Source organism: Halomonas sp. SSL-5 (assembly GCF_030708455.1).
Lineage (GTDB): Bacteria > Pseudomonadota > Gammaproteobacteria > Pseudomonadales > Halomonadaceae > Halomonas.
In genome coordinates, this window is sequence record NZ_JAUYWF010000012.1 from 42,685 (window position 1) to 57,294 (window position 14,610).

Annotated in this window: 14 protein-coding genes; 6 read left to right on the forward strand and 8 right to left on the reverse strand. The window is 68.4% G+C overall.

Annotation, left to right across the window (positions count from 1 at the left end; all coding sequences use genetic code 11):
* Position 1 precedes the first annotated feature (1 nt).
* A complete protein-coding gene (pxpB, locus tag RAN53_RS14400) occupies positions 2–724 on the forward strand; it encodes a 5-oxoprolinase subunit PxpB (RefSeq protein ID WP_305797490.1) in 723 nt (240 codons plus the stop codon).
* Positions 721–1,665 (forward strand): biotin-dependent carboxyltransferase family protein, encoded by a 945-nt coding sequence (locus RAN53_RS14405; protein ID WP_305797491.1) that lies wholly within the window; start codon positions 721–723, stop codon positions 1,663–1,665. Before pxpB ends, RAN53_RS14405 begins: the two co-directional genes overlap by 4 nt.
* 6 nt (positions 1,666–1,671) lie before the next feature.
* Here the strand turns inward: RAN53_RS14405 and RAN53_RS14410 are convergent, their stop codons facing one another.
* The gene (locus tag RAN53_RS14410; RefSeq protein ID WP_305797492.1) at positions 1,672–1,884 is read right to left on the reverse strand and encodes a hypothetical protein; all 213 of its coding nucleotides are present in this window, start codon (positions 1,882–1,884) and stop codon (positions 1,672–1,674) included.
* 170 nt (positions 1,885–2,054) lie between these two features.
* On the opposite strand from RAN53_RS14410, the gene sugE reads away from it, so the two are divergent.
* Positions 2,055–2,369 (forward strand): quaternary ammonium compound efflux SMR transporter SugE, encoded by a 315-nt coding sequence (gene sugE / locus RAN53_RS14415; RefSeq protein ID WP_161432065.1) that lies wholly within the window; start codon positions 2,055–2,057, stop codon positions 2,367–2,369.
* Between the two features lie 13 nt (positions 2,370–2,382).
* Here sugE and csiR read toward each other — a convergent pair whose 3' ends face one another.
* Together csiR and RAN53_RS14425 are read right to left on the reverse strand one after the other, a co-directional pair.
* Complete coding sequence (gene csiR, locus RAN53_RS14420; protein WP_305797493.1) at positions 2,383–3,087, reverse strand: DNA-binding transcriptional regulator CsiR; 705 nt, start codon at positions 3,085–3,087, stop codon at positions 2,383–2,385.
* A 67-nt stretch (positions 3,088–3,154) separates the two neighbouring features.
* Complete coding sequence (locus RAN53_RS14425; protein ID WP_305797494.1) at positions 3,155–4,882, reverse strand: SulP family inorganic anion transporter; 1,728 nt, start codon at positions 4,880–4,882, stop codon at positions 3,155–3,157.
* Between the two features lie 160 nt (positions 4,883–5,042).
* Between RAN53_RS14425 and RAN53_RS14430 the strand changes: the two genes are divergently transcribed.
* Positions 5,043–6,317 carry an O-acetylhomoserine aminocarboxypropyltransferase/cysteine synthase family protein gene (locus tag RAN53_RS14430; RefSeq protein WP_305797495.1) on the forward strand — a complete coding sequence of 425 codons (1,275 nt, stop codon included), beginning with the start codon at positions 5,043–5,045 and terminating at the stop codon, positions 6,315–6,317.
* Between the two features lie 86 nt (positions 6,318–6,403).
* Here RAN53_RS14430 and rarD read toward each other — a convergent pair whose 3' ends face one another.
* Positions 6,404–7,321, reverse strand: coding sequence for an EamA family transporter RarD (gene rarD, locus RAN53_RS14435; RefSeq protein WP_305797496.1), 918 nt, complete (start codon positions 7,319–7,321; stop codon positions 6,404–6,406).
* 131 nt (positions 7,322–7,452) lie between these two features.
* On the opposite strand from rarD, the gene RAN53_RS14440 reads away from it, so the two are divergent.
* Together RAN53_RS14440 and RAN53_RS14445 are read left to right on the forward strand one after the other, a co-directional pair.
* Positions 7,453–8,268: an amidohydrolase gene (locus RAN53_RS14440; protein ID WP_305797497.1), complete on the forward strand. Its 816-nt coding sequence runs from the start codon at positions 7,453–7,455 to the stop codon at positions 8,266–8,268.
* Positions 8,268–8,966, forward strand: a complete 699-nt coding sequence (locus RAN53_RS14445) for a pseudouridine synthase (protein WP_305797498.1) — start codon at positions 8,268–8,270, stop codon at positions 8,964–8,966. The genes RAN53_RS14440 and RAN53_RS14445 overlap by 1 nt, the downstream gene beginning before the upstream one ends.
* Here the strand turns inward: RAN53_RS14445 and RAN53_RS14450 are convergent.
* The 4 genes from RAN53_RS14450 to RAN53_RS14465 all read right to left on the reverse strand — a co-directional run bounded on the left by RAN53_RS14450 (position 8,963) and on the right by RAN53_RS14465 (position 14,566).
* Entirely contained in the window at positions 8,963–10,735 is a 1,773-nt protein-coding gene (locus tag RAN53_RS14450) for a sensor domain-containing diguanylate cyclase (protein WP_305797499.1), read from the reverse strand. The genes RAN53_RS14445 and RAN53_RS14450 overlap by 4 nt on opposite strands.
* A gap of 79 nt (positions 10,736–10,814) precedes the next feature.
* Positions 10,815–12,401 carry an ABC transporter ATP-binding protein gene (locus RAN53_RS14455; protein ID WP_305797500.1) on the reverse strand — a complete coding sequence of 529 codons (1,587 nt, stop codon included), beginning with the start codon at positions 12,399–12,401 and terminating at the stop codon, positions 10,815–10,817.
* On the reverse strand, positions 12,394–13,488 hold the full coding sequence (locus tag RAN53_RS14460) for an ABC transporter permease (RefSeq protein ID WP_305797501.1): 1,095 nt from the start codon (positions 13,486–13,488) through the stop codon (positions 12,394–12,396). The genes RAN53_RS14455 and RAN53_RS14460 overlap by 8 nt, the downstream gene beginning before the upstream one ends.
* 4 nt (positions 13,489–13,492) lie before the next feature.
* Positions 13,493–14,566, reverse strand: a complete 1,074-nt coding sequence (locus RAN53_RS14465) for a microcin C ABC transporter permease YejB (RefSeq protein WP_305797502.1) — start codon at positions 14,564–14,566, stop codon at positions 13,493–13,495.
* Positions 14,567–14,610 lie beyond the last annotated feature (44 nt).

Here is a 14,610-nt window from a genome sequence, read left to right on the forward strand (position 1 = left end):
AATGAACTGTAAGGAACGACTGCCCCGTATCGAGTCGGCCGGCCTGGATGGCTGGATGGTGCGGCTCTTCGCGCGCATCGATGAGCAGAACCTGGCCTGGCTGGGGGCGCTGGCACGCCGCTGCGAGGCCGAGTTCGGCGAGGCGCTGATCGATCTGGTACCGTCCTATACTACCCTGCTGGTGGTATTCGACCCCCTCAGGCTCTCTCCTGTATCGGTCAGGCATCGTCTCGTGGTGCTGTTGGCGGATCTCGAGCCGGAGGAGGAGGCCGTTGCCGGCGAGGTCCGTGAATTGCCCACCTGGTATGACCCCAGCGTGGGGCCGGATCTCGAGCGCGTCGCTCGGCATACGGGCATGAGCGTGGAGGAGGTGATCGCCCGCCATGCCGGCCGGGAGTATCGCGTCTTCGCCCTGGGGTTCGCGCCCGGCTTCGCCTTCATGGGGCTGCTCGATGAGAGCCTCGAGGTGCCGAGGCTGGAGACGCCGCGCAAGAGGGTGCCGGTCAACAGCGTGGCCATCGCCGGCCGGCAGACCGCCGCCTATCCGGCGGTGTCCCCGGGGGGCTGGAACCTGCTGGGGCGCACCACGGCACGCCTGTTCGATCGCGATCGCGACGGTTTCAGCCTGCTCAGGGTGGGCGACCGGGTGCGCTTCGTGCCGTTGGCGCGTGCTGCGTTCGAGCGCCAGGGCGGCGATGCGACGCCGGCGGAGAATCACGCATGAATCAATATACCGTTATCGGGTTTCGCGTCGAACGTGCCGGCCCCCTCGCTCTGTTGCAGGATGCCGGCCGGTTCGGCGTGCGCCGCCTGGGCGTGACCCAGGGCGGGCCGGCCGACCTGCACGGTTGGGCCTGGGCCAATCGCCTGGTCGACAACGCCTGGGGGAATCCGGCGCTGGAGATCACCTTCGGTGGTCTCCAGCTGGTCGCCGAGCGCGACCTGACCATCGCGGTGGCCGGGGCCGACCTGGGGGCCACCCTGGAGGGGAGTCCGCTGCCCCTGTGGCAGCCGATAAGCCTGCGGGAGGGCGAGACCCTGGTATTCGGCACGCCGCGTAACGGCCTGAGGGCCTATCTGGCCGTGGCGGGGGGCTTCCAGGCCGAACCGGTGCTGGGCAGCGTGAGCTGTGTGGTGCGCGAGGGGCTGGGCGGCTTCGATGGACGCGGCGGCAAGCTGGGCGATGGCGACCGCCTGGCGGTGACCGCCGATGCTGGTCGGCGCGTGCAGGAAAAGGGGGTACCCGCGGCGGAATGCCCGGACTATACCTCGCCGGCAACGCTGGCGTTGCTGCCGGGTGCCCAGGTGGCGGATTTTACCGGTGACAGCCTGTTCGCCGCTTTCAACCGCCCCTGGAAGGTGGATGATCGCGCCGATCGCATGGGCGTGCGCCTTACCGGGCCGCGGCTCGTGTGTCGTATCGGTTCGTTGATCTCGGAGGGGATCGGGTTGGGAGCGGTGCAGGTGCCCCCCGACGGGCAGCCGATCGCGCTGCTCAACGACCGCCAGACCATCGGCGGCTACCCGCGATTGGGGGCGTTGACGCCACTTGCTGCCTCGCTCCTGGCCCAGTGCCTGCCGGGCCAGGAGGTGCGCCTGGCCGCCACCACGCTGGAGCGCGCGCTTTCCGGGCAACGCCGCTTCCGCGACGCCGTGGCCGGCTGAACGCCCTCAGGCGCCCAGGCCGCTCTCACGCAGCAGCTGGTCGATGCTGGTGGGCGCCCGGGAAGCCTGGCCTCCCTCCATCAGCAGCTCGGCCTCGAGTGCCGCGACGCCGCTTTCCAGGCAGCGTTCGATGAGCAGGGTCTTGTTCAGGCCGGTGGTCTGGACGAGGTGCTCGAGACGTTCATCCAGTTCACGCGGAAGTCGCAGTAGATGAGGCATGTCACGTTCTCCATTATTAGAGGCTTGCCGTGTTACCCGACATTGGCCATCCTTGCAGGCCTTCATGTCGTTACCATGACAGATTTTAAGGAGTGTGGCACCGGGACGACCCGGCTTGCCTTCCACCCTGCGGGGACAGCCTCGCCAACAAGGGATGAACGACCATGGGAATGGCCTGGACGCTACTGGTCCTGGCGGGGCTGCTGGAGGTGGCCTGGGCATTAGGGCTCAAGGCCTCGGAAGGTTTTACCCGGTTGTGGCCAAGCCTGTTTACCGTGACCACGATGCTGGTGAGTTTCTATCTGCTGGCCCAGGCCATGAAGGCACTGCCGGTGGGCACTGCCTATGCGGTGTGGGTGGGCATCGGGGCAGTAGGCACGGTGCTGCTCGGTATCCTGATCTACGGTGACAGCGCCTCTCCGCTGCGCCTGGCCAGCCTCGCGCTGGTGCTGGTGGGGCTGGTGGGCCTCAAGCTGGCAGGGTGATGATGAGTAGGGATCAGGTCAGCCCCTGATGGCGCATCGCCTCGGTGATGATCGGCACCGGTGTCATCAGGTGTTCGCGCATCATCTCGGTGGCGCGTTCGATATCCCGGGCCAGGATTACCTCGACCAGATCAGTGTGCTCCTGGTGCTTGCGGGCCAGCGCCGCCTCGGAGAGCACCGTCTCGCGCAGCCAGAGATGGCGATAGCGTTCGACCTGGTCGAACAGGCTCTCGCGGATCTGCAGCAGGTGCGGTGACTGACAGCCGCTGACGATGGCGGTATGGAAGGCCTGGTGGCGAGTATCCCAGACGTCGAGCAGCTCGTCGGCGGAGTTCAGCTTCATGACCTTGGAGAGGGTGTGGGCCCGGGCCAGAATCTCCGCTTCCCAGCTGTCGTCGCCGCGCTCGATGGCGAGCCGGAGCAATAGCCCCTCGATCTGGGCCCGGGCGTCGTAGAGGTCGGCCAGCTCGGCCAGCGACATCGGCGCCACCCGGAAGCCGCGCTGGCTGATGGCCACCACCAGGCGCTCGGCCACCAGCTGGGAGAGCGCCTCGCGCAGGGGGCCGACCCCCAGGTCGTAGCGCTCCTTGAGGCGGCTCATCAGCAGCTTCTCGCCGGGCTTGAAGACGTTGCGGATGATGTCCCGCTTCAGGCGGTGATAGGCGCTGATGCCGAGGTTCTCGCGGGTCGCCGCGTTGTCGAGAGTCGAAGAGTCCATGCTGTCGTCATTTTGTCCATGTGCCTGACATGATAGCCGAATATCGCTATCCAGGTTTAGCCCCATCTCAGCTGACAGCGTCGTCTGCCGGGCTTGGCTTGAGCGCCTGCCAGGCGGCATAGGTGCTGAGGAATACCCGGCCGGTCAGGTCATCCAGGAAGTCGCTGCGCTTCAGGCGGTCCATCACCGGGCCCTTGACCTCGGCCAGGTGCAGCGTGACCTCCGCCTCGCGCAGGCGTTCGTTGATGGCGTCCAGGCTCTCCAGCGCCGAGGCATCGATCAGGTTGACCGCCGAGCAGATCAGCACCACGTGTTCCAGGCCGGGCTGGCGGGCCACCATGTGCAGCACCGTGTCCTCGAGGTAGCGGGCATTAGCGAAATAGAGGCTCTCGTCGATGCGCAGGAAGGCGACATCGGTCAGCGTCTCGACCTCGTGGCGTCCGGTGCTTCTGAAGTGCTCGGTGTCGGGAATCCGACCCACCACGGCGCTGTGGGGACGGCTGGTGCGATACAGGAAGAGGCCGATGGAGAGCACCACGCCTGAGATGATGCCGGCCTCTACCCCCTCCACCAGGGTCAGCAGGATGGTCACCGCCATGGCCGAGAAGTCACTGCGCGAGTAGCGCCAGGTCTGGCGAATCAGCGGGATATCGACCAGGGTGAGGATCGCCACGGTGATGGTGGCGGCCAGGGTGGCGATGGGCAGGTGGTGCAGCAGCGGAGTAAACAGCAGCGTCACCAGGCCGATGCCCAGGGCGGCGAAGAGCCCGGCCAGCGGCGTCTGGGCACCCGCCTCGTCGTTGATCACGGTGCGCGAGAGACCGCCGGTGACCGGCATGCCGGCGGTGAAGGCCGCGGCCAGGTTGGCACCGCCCAGCCCGACCAGCTCCTGGTTGGGGGAGATGCGCTGGCGGCGCTTGGCGGCGAGCATCTGGGCCATGGAGATCGACTCCACGAAGCCCACCACGCTGATCAGCAGTGCCGGAATCAGCAGCGCGCGCCACAGCGTCAGGTCCATGCTCGGCAGGGTCAGCGGCGGCAGCCCGGCGGGAATGGCGCCGACCACGGCGACGCCGCGTTCGGCGAGCCTCAGGTGCCAGCTGAGCAGGGTGGTGGCGAGCACCGCCAGCACCGGGCCGCTGCGCGCCACCAGGCCGGCGGTGGAGGCGGCGAGGCCGAGTTTCGTCAGCACGCGGCTGGCATGGCGGCGACTGACGATCAGGAAGAGCAGGGTGCCCAGGCCCATCGCCAGCGTGGGCCAGTGCAGGCGATGGAGCTGGCCGGCGAGGCTGGTCAGCAGGTCGAGGGCGTTGTAGCCGCTGGCCGAGATGCCTGCCAGATGGGCCATCTGGCTGATGGCGATCAGCAGGGCCGACGAGGAGAGGAAGCCGGCGATCACCGGGTGGCTCAGGAAGTTGGCGAAGAAGCCCAGGCGCAGCAGGCCCATGGCGACCAGCATCGCGCCGGAGAGCAACGACAGCACCAGCGCCGCCTGCAGGTAGGCCTCACTGCCCGGCGTGGCCACATTGGCGAGCGCCGCGCCGGTCATCAGCGCGATGATCGCCACGGGGCCGATCGCCAGGGTGCGGCTGGTGCCGAGCAGGGCGTAGAGCACCGCCGGCAGCAGGCTGGCGTAGAGCCCCACCACGGCGGGCAGCCCGGCGAGCAGCGCATAGGCCAGCGACTGGGGGATCACCATCACGGTGACGATAACCCCCGCCAGCAGGTCGGCGCCCAGCAGGCGTCGGTTGTAGTGGGGCAGCCAGGTCAGTACCGGCAGATAGCGCTTGAGCATCCTGTCCCTGATCGGCTTGGAGGAATAAGCCATTAGCCTAAACGATATTAGTGCTCGCGTTCAGGGTTGGTTAGCATCGAGTGAAACAGGCCTGCCGGCCAGGCCTGTGCAGGCCACGACAAACCCCTGACAAGATACCCACCACACGCAAGGACACGCCATGCAACGCGAGACCATCGCCCTCCATCACGGCTATGCCCCCGACGACCAGCACGCGGTGGCGGTGCCGATCCACCAGACCACCTCCTTTGCCTTCGACAGCGCCCAGCACGCCGCGGACCTCTTCGACCTCAAGGTCGAGGGCAACATCTACTCGCGGATCATGAACCCCACCTGCGCCGTGCTCGAGCAGCGCGTGGCGGCGCTGGAGGGCGGCATCGCCGGCCTGGCAATGGCCTCGGGCATGGCGGCGATCACCGCTGCCATTCAGACCATCGCCGAGGCGGGCGACAATATCGTCTCCATCAGCGAGCTCTACGGCGGCACCTACAACCTCTTCGCCCACACCCTGCCGCGCCAGGGCATCGAGGTGCGCTTCGCCGACAAGGACGACCTGGCCGGCCTCGAGGGGCTGATCGACGAGCGCACCAAGGCGGTGTTCTGCGAGAGTGTCGGCAACCCCTCCGGCGGCGTGGTGGACATGCAGGCCCTGGCCGAGGTGGCCCATCGCCACGGCGTGCCGGTGATCGTCGACAACACGGTCCCCACCCCCTTCCTGTGGCGCCCCATCGAGCACGGTGCGGACATCGTGATCCACTCGGCCACCAAGTACATCGGCGGGCATGGCACCACCGTGGGTGGGGTCATCGTCGACTCCGGCAAGTTTCCCTGGGCCGAGCACGCCGCGCGCTTCCCGCTGCTCAACGAGCCGGACGTCTCCTATCACGGCGTCTGCTATACCCGCGACCTGGGCGAGGCGGCCTTCATCGGGCGGGCCCGGGTGGTGCCACTGCGCAACATGGGGGCGGCGCTCTCCGCCCAGGCGGCCTGGCAGCTGCTGCAGGGCCTCGAGACCCTGGGGCTGCGCATCGAGCGCATCTGCGAAAACACCCAGCGCATCGCCGAGTACCTGCAGGGCCACGACGCCGTGACCTGGGTCCACTACGCCGGCCTCGAGAGCCACAAGGACCACGCCCTGGCGCAGACGTACATGGGCGGGCGCGCCTCGGGGATCCTCAGCTTCGGCATCAAGGGCGGCCGCGAGGCCGGTGCACGCTTCTACGATGCCCTGGGCCTGGTGCTGCGCCTGGTCAATATCGGTGACGCCAAGACCTGCTCGTCGATCCCCGCCGCCACCACCCACCGCCAGCTCAACGACGAGGAGCTGGTCAGGGCGGGCGTGACGCCGGACATGGTGCGTCTCTCCATCGGCATAGAGCATGTCGACGACATCATCGCCGACCTGGACCAGGCGCTGGCGGCCAGCCAGGCCTGAGAGCCCCTTTAGGACCGATGCTCCAATGGCTGCAGTAGGAGGGATGCTCCGCATCGCGACGGGAGGGCGAAGCCCTCCCATGCAGTTTATTGCCTTGCCGGCTTCGGGACCTCACGCGGACGGCTCTGCCATGCCGACCAGGAGTAGAGGGCCAGACCCGTCCAGATCATCACGAAGGTGGCCAGCTGGACGCCGGAGAGCGGCTCGCCGAACACCAGCAGGGCAATCAGGAACTGGATGGTGGGGTTGAGGTACATCAGGAAGCCCAGGGTCGCCAGGCGCAGGCGCCGGGCGGCCCCGGCGAAGGCGAGCAGCGGCAGGGCGGTGATCACCCCGCTGGCGATCAGCAGCAGGGTGGTACGCGAGTCGGCCAGGAAATGCGAGAGCTCGACCTGGGTCAGCCAACCCAGGGCCATCAGGCTCAGCGGCAGCAGCAGCAGGGTCTCCACGAACAGCCCCGACAGGCCGTCCAGGGGCACCTGCTTGCGCAGCAGGCCGTAGGTGCCGAAGGAGAAGGCCAGCGCCAGGCTGATCCACGGGAGCTCGCCCAGCATCACCAGCTGCAGGACGATCGCCAGCGCGGCCAGCGCCACCGCCACCGCCTGCAGGCGGTGCATCGTCTCGCGCAGCACCAGCATGCCCAGGGCCACGTTGACCAGCGGGGTCATGAAGTAGCCGAGACTGGCCTGGAGCACATGGCGGGTCTCCACCGAGTAGATATAGAGCCCCCAGTTGAAGGCGATCAGCAGCGCACACCCCAGCACCCGTCCCAGGCGCCGCGGCTGGCCCAGGGCCTCGCGGATCGGTGCCCAGCGCCCGAGCAGGGTCACCAAGCCGACCAGGAACAGGCACGACCAGAGCACCCGGTGGATCAGGATCTCGAAGGCGGGCACTCCGTCGAAGAGCGCGAAGAAAAGCGGGAAGCAGCCCCACATGGTGTAGGCGGCCAGCCCGAACATGACGCCCTGGCGGGCTTCCGTGTCGGCGGTGGGCGTGGTGGTCATCTTGGGCCTCGTTGGGGATCAGGCTGCCAACTTAGCAGCCTATGGGGTGCCATTCCACGGCGCCGGCTGACGCTGGTCGCTACTCTGGGGTAGTCTGGGCGCCATTATCGTCACCGCAGAGGGCAAAACCGATGAGCGAGCTGAGAACGACCCTGGTGCAGTGTGACCTGCGCTGGGAGGATCCGGCGGCCAACTGCCGGATGCTGGAGGAGACCCTGGGCGACCTCGGCGGCGAGCACACCGACCTGATCGTGCTGCCGGAGATGTTCGCCACCGGCTTCACCATGAACTCCCGGGAGATGGCCGAGCCCATGGAGGAGAGCCCCACCGTGGCCTGGCTGCGCGAGCAGGCCTGGCAGCGGGGCTGCGTGGTCACCGGTAGCGTGGCGATCGTCGAGCATGGCGACTACTTCAATCGCCTGGTGTGGGCGAGGCCGGATGGCTCCTGCGCCACCTACGACAAGCGCCACCTGTTCCGCATGGCCGGTGAGCACGAGCGCTACGCCATGGGCCACGAGCGGGTGATCGTCGAGCTCAAGGGGTTCCGCATCCTGTTAAGCGTCTGCTATGACCTGCGCTTCCCGGTGTGGCTGCGTCAGCAGCCCGGCCCGGGCGAGCACTTCGAGTACGACGCCCTGCTGTGCGTGGCCAACTGGCCGGCGCCGCGTCGCCACCCGTGGCGTGTCCTGCTGCAGGCCCGGGCCATCGAGAACCTGTGCCCGGTGATCGGCGTGAATCGCGTCGGCGAGGACGCCAAGGGGCTGCCCTATGCCGGCGACTCCATGCTGATCGACGTCAAGGGCGAGGCGCTGATCGACGAGCCCGAGGGCGTTGCCTTCATCAAGACCGCCAGCCTCTCCCTGGAGGAGCTGCGGGCGTTTCGCGACAAGTTTCCCGCCTGGCGCGATGCCGACCACTTCTCGCTTTCCGACGGGGTGGGTAGCTGATGCGCCTCGATCGTTTCCTGAGTGAATCCACCGAGCTCACCCGCAGCCTGGCCAAGAAGGCGATGCATCGCGGCGAGGTCTCCATCGACGGCGAGGTCATCAAGAACCCGGCCACCCAGGTGGGCGAGGCCAGCCGGGTGACCTGGAACGGCGAGCCGCTTGCCCTGGTGGGGCTGCGCTATGTGATGCTGCACAAGCCGGGTGGGGTGGAGTGCACCGCACGGCGCACCCTCTATCCGCGGGCCATCGACCTGATCGAGCTGCCCATGCTCGAGCGCCTGCAGACGGTGGGGCGCCTGGATGTGGACACCACCGGCCTGGTGCTGCTCACCGACGACGGCCAGTGGTCGCATCGGGTCACCTCGCCCAAGCGTCGCTGTGGCAAGGTCTACCGGGTCACCCTGGCCGAGCCGCTCGAGGGGGCCGCTCTCGATGACGCCATCGCCCGCTTCGCCGAGGGGCTACTGCTCGACGGCGAGGAGAAACCCACCCGCCCCGCCGAGCTCGCCATGCGCGAGCCGACCATCGCCGAGCTGACCCTCTTCGAGGGCAAGTATCACCAGGTGAAGCGCATGTTCGCGGCCATCGGCCACCATGTGGTCGCCCTGCACCGCGAATCCATCGGTCCGCTCTCCCTGGACGAGCTGCCCGAGGGGGAGTGGCGCGAGCTGAGCGAGGAGGAGGTGGCCGCCTTCTAGCCGGCGGCGGCCGGCGGCAGGGTCTCGGTGGTTCGCGCCGACCAGGTGGCGCTGCGATTGCGCCCCTGGTGCTTGGCCTGGTAGAGCGCCTTGTCGGCGAGCCCCAGCAGGGCGATGGGTTCCCGGGCATGACAGGGATAGGTCGCCACGCCGCATGACAGCGTGATGCCGGGCAGGGCGATATCCCCATGGCTCAGCACCAGCTCCTTGGCCCGCGCGACCAGCTCCCGGGCGCGGGCCTCGGCGCGCTCGGTAGTCGCACCGGGCAGCAGCGCCACGAACTCCTCGCCGCCCAGCCGGCACACCACGTCGGCATTGCGGAAGTGGTCATGAAGCAGCTCGGCCACCGCCATCAGCACGCTGTCCCCCGCCTCGTGACCGTACTGGTCGTTGATCTGCTTGAAGTGGTCCAGGTCGATCATGATCAGCGACAGCGGCGCCCCGTCGCGGTCGGCGCGGCTCGCCTCGTGCTGCATCAGCTCGTCGAAGTAGCGGCGATTCTTGAGCCCGGTGAGCGGGTCCTCGTAGGAGAAGCCCTCGAGCTTGCGCACCAGGCAGTCGAGCTCGGCGGTGCGCTCGCGGACCTGCTCCTCCAGGCGCCGATTGAGGCGCGACAGCTGGCGCTGGGTGCGGCGATAGTGCCACAGCGATACCCCGACGATGGCCAGCGAGAAGGCCAGCAGGCCCAGGCTGACCGGCACCTTGCGCCAGGCTACCAGGCCATGGGCGACCGCCATGTCGGCCAGCAGCAGCAGGGCGATCAGCGCGAAGCTGCCGATGATCCAGCGCTGCTCGCCATTCAGGCGGCCCAGCCGCCAACCGGCCAGCACCAGCATCAGGGGCAGGGTGATTGCCAGCAGCAGGTCGAAGGGAGGGAAGGTCGCGGCGATGCTGACGCGCCCGGTGAGGATCAGGCCCAGGGCGCCCGCGAGATAGGCCAGGTGCAGCCGCCATACCCCCTGCATCCAGCGCCGTGGCCATCCCTCCAGCCAGTGGGCCAGCAGCAGGCCCATCGCCACCGGCAGGGTGAAGTAGCCGGCGGCGGCGATGCCGTCCCAGAGCAGCGGCCGGTTGAGCATCAGCTGGCTGAACTGGGTCTCGGCCAGGATCATGGCACCGGCGGCCAGCGAGAAGAGGGCCACGGCGGCGAGACTCTGGCGCTGGGCACCGGTGGCGGCGAAGCCCCCGGCCAGTAGCGCCAGGAGCAGCGAGACGCCGGCTATCACCACGTCGTCCCAGGCACGCTGCACGATCATGGTCAGGGCGTCGAGGCGATCCATCAGCTTGACCTCGCCCCACAGGCCGATATCGGCGTAGTCGGAGAAGACCCTGACATGTAGCGTCTTGCCGGCGAAGTCCTCCGGCAGCTCGATCAGGTGCCAGGGCCAGCCGGCGAAGCGTCCGCGGCCCTGGTCATCGAACTCGCCATACTGGTAGAGCGGCTCCCCGTCGAGGTAGAACTGGGCGATCAGGTCGATGCTGTAGATATAGATCACCGGGTCGCGCCACTCTCCCTCGGGAAGCACCGTGCGCAACCACAGGTGCTCGTGGCCGGCTCGGCCCGGGGGGTTGGACGGGAAGTCGATGGCACGCCAATCGCCGCCGCCGGCGTCATCGAGCCAGGCGGGGGTGCCCGAGGCATCCCGGGGAGAGTCTCCCCAGCGCCACTCCCAGCCGGTCAAGTCCCTGGGCGGCGCCGTGGCGGCAAGCAGTGCCTCGCACAGCAGCAGGCTCAGCAGTAAAGTGCCAGCAAGAATCGCGCGGCGCATCGCAGCCCCATCGGTGTGAAGAGTGCGCCGAGTATAGGCCAGGGCGCGGGCCGCGGCCCTGTTCAAATGGAGGGGGCCATCAACGCATGCCGGGTGCCAGGCCGGCGGCCTTGACCAGCGCCCGGGTATAGTCGCTTCGCGGGTTGGCCAGCACCGCGAGGCACTCTCCCTCCTCGATCAACTCGCCCTCCTTGAGCACCATGATGCGATGCGCCATGGCGCGCACCACGGCGAGGTCGTGACTGATGAAGAGGTAGCTCATGCCGCGGCGCGCCTGGAGGTCGCGCAGCAGGGAGACCAGCTGCTTCTGCACGGTGCGGTCGAGCGCCGAGGTGGGCTCGTCGAGCACCAGCAGGGCGGGTTCGAGGATGATCGCCCGAGCCACGGCGATGCGCTGGCGCTGACCGCCGGAGAACTCGTGGGGATAGCGGTCGGCGCAGTCGGCCGGCAGACCCACCTCGCGCAGGGTATCGGCCACCCGGCGGCGGACCTCGGATTCCGCCAGCTCGGGGTGGTGGAAGCGCAGCCCCTCGCTGACGATCTCGGCGACCGGCAGGCGGGGGGAGAGCGAGCCATAGGGGTCCTGGAAGACGATCTGCACGCGCTGGCGCATGCGCCGCAGGGCACCGCCCGACAGGGTGTCCAGGCGGGTATCGTCGAGGTGTATCTCGCCGTGGCTCTCCACCAGGCGCAGCAGCGCCATGGCAAGCGTCGTCTTGCCGGAACCGGACTCGCCGACGATGCCCAGCGTCTCGCCACGGCCGAGGGTAAGCGACAACGGCCGGACCGCCTCGAAGGCGGGCGGGCGCGGCATGAAGAGCTTCTTGGGGCGCTGGAAGCGCACGCCCAGGCCGTCGGCGCGCAGCAGCGATTGCCCCGCGACTGACGGCACGGGACGGCCCTCGGGCTCGGCCGCCAGCAGGGTGCGGGTGTAGGCGCTCTGGGGCGAGGCGAACACACGCTCCACCGGCCCCGTCTCCTGCTCGCGTCCCTGGAAGAGCACGCAGACCCGGTCGGCGTGGCGGCGCACCAGGTTGAGGTCGTGGGTGATGAACAGCATGCCCATGCCGTGGCGGTCACGCAGCTCGGCGAGCAGGGCGAGGATCTCCTGCTGCACGGTGACGTCCAGCGCCGTGGTCGGCTCGTCGGCGATCAGCAGCTCCGGGTCATTGGCGATGGCCATGGCGATCATCACCCGCTGGCGCTGTCCGCCGGAGAGCTGGTGGGGCCAGGCGTCGACCAGCTCCTCGGCGCGCGGCAGCTTCACCTGGGTCAGCAGTTCGATGACTCGCGCACGCGCCGCGCGCCCGGAGAGTCCCCGGTGCAGGCGCAGGGTCTCGCCGATCTGCTTGCCCACGGTATGCAGGGGGTTGAGCGAGGTCATCGGTTCCTGGAACACGAAGCCCACCCGGCCGCCGCGCAGGCCCTGCCAGTCACGGTGGCGCAGGCGCGCCAGGTCGGTGTCGACCAGGGTTCGCCCGCCGCTGACGCTGGCATTGCCCGGCAGCAGGTTCATGGCGCCCAGCGCCGACACCGATTTGCCGGAGCCGGACTCGCCCACCAGGGCCAGGGTCTCGCCGCGTCCGACGCTGAGGCTGAGCCGGTCGACCACGGTGACGCCGTCGAAGGCGACGGAGAACTCCTCGAGACGCAGCAGATCAGGCATCGGCGGGGCTCCTCTCGGCGGCTGTGGCCGGGGTGGCATGCTGGATATGGCGGGGGTCGAAGGCGTCGCGCAGCCCCTCGCCGATGAACACCAGCAGCGACAGCATCAGCGACAGGCTGACGAAGGCGGTGATGCCGAGCCAGGGGGCATGCAGGTTGTTCTTGCCCTGGGCGACCAGTTCGCCCAGCGACGGCGAGCCCGGCGGCAGCCCGAAGCCCAGGAAGTCCAGGGCGGTGAGGGTGGTGATCGCGCCGGTAAACAGGAAGGGGATGAAGGTCAGGGTGGCGACCATGGCGTTGGGCAGCACGTGGCGCCACATGATCAGCCGCGGGGTCAGCCCCATGGCGCGGGCGGCGCGCACGTACTCCAGGTTGCGGGCGCGCAGGAACTCGGCGCGCACCACGTCGACCAGGCCCAGCCAGGAGAACAGCAGCATGATCCCCAGCAGCCACCAGAAGCCGGGCTGCACGAAGCTGGCCAGGATGATCAGCAGGAAGAGCACCGGCAGGCCCTGCCAGATCTCGGTGAAGCGCTGGCCGATCAGGTCGGTCTTGCCGCCGAAGTAGCCCTGGATGCCGCCCACCAGCACGCCCATGGCCAGCGAACCGGCGGTCAGCACCAGGGCGAAGGCGACCGACAGGCGGAAGCCGTAGATCACCCGGGCCAGCACATCGCGACCCTGGTCGTCGGTCCCCAGCCAGTGGCGGGCGTCGGGCGGCGCCGGGGAGGGGCGCATCATCTGCATGTCCAGGGTCTGGTAGGAGAACGGGACCGGAGGCCACAGCGCCCAGCCGTGCGCCTCGATCTGGGCGCGGACGAAGGGGTCGTGATAGTCGGCGGTGGTGGGCAGGAAGCCGCCGAATTCGGTCTCGGGGTAGTCCACCAGCAGCGGCACGTACCACTCGCCCTGGTACTGCATCACCAGCGGCTTGTCGTTGGCGATCAGCTCGGCGGCGAGGCTCACCACGAACAGCGCGGCGAAGATCCACAGCGAGACCCAGGCGCGACCGTTGGCGCGGAACACGCCGAAGCGGCGCCGGGTGATGGGCGAGAAGCGTTGCCCCAGGGGCGTTGCGGCATGGGTCATCGGCTCAGGACTCCCGTGTCTCGAAGTCGATGCGCGGGTCCACCCACACATAGGTCAGATCGGAGACCAGCTTCAGCAGCAGGCCGATCAGCGTGTACAGATAGAGGGTGCCGAAGATCACCGGATAGTCGCGCTGCATCACCGCCTCGAAACCGAGCAAGCCGAGCCCCTCCAGGGAGAAGATCACCTCGATCAGCAGCGAGCCGGTGAAGAAGATCGACACCAGCGCGCCGGGCAGACCGGCGATGATGATCAGCATGGCGTTGCGGAACACGTGGCCGTAGAGCACGCGCTGGTCGCTGGCGCCCTTGGCCCGGGCGGTGAGCACATACTGCTTGTGGATCTCGTCCAGGAAGCTGTTCTTGGTCAGCATGGTCAGGGTGGCGAAGCTGCCGATGGTCATGGCGATGACCGGCAGGGTGATGTGCCAGACATAGTCCTTGACCTTGCCCCAGGCCGAGAGCTCGTCGAAGTTCGGCGAGGTGAGCCCGCGCAACGGGAAGAGGTCCCAGTAACTGCCGCCGGCGAACAGCACGATCAGCAGGATCGCGAACAGGAAGCCGGGGATGGCGTAGCCGACGATCACCAGTCCCGAGGTCCAGACGTCGAAGCGCGAGCCGTGGTGCAGCGCCTTGCGGATGCCCAGCGGGATGGAGATCAGGTAGACCAGCAGGGTAGTCCAGAGCCCCAGGGACACCGAGACCGGCAGGCGTTCGATCATCAGCTCGATCACCGGTCGGTCGCGGAAGAAGCTCACGCCGAAGTCGAAGGTGGCGTAGTCGGCCAGCATGCCCAGGAAGCGCTCGTGGGCCGGCTGGTCGAAGCCGAACTGCGCCTCGAGCTGCTCGATGAAGCGCGGGTCGATGCCCCTGGCGCCGCGGGACTCATCCCGGACCACCACCTCGCCGCCGCCGGTGTCGAGGCGGGTGCTGGACATGCTGTCGACCCCCTCGAAGCGGGCCAGCATCTGGTCGATGGGCCCGCCGGGGGCGGCCTGGACGATGATGAAGTTGAGCAGCATGATCCCCAGCAGGGTGGGGATCATCAGCAGCAGGCGACGCAGGACATAGCGGCTCACGTTCGCGGCCCTCTCCGGTTGCAGATCTCGCCGACGCTCGACAT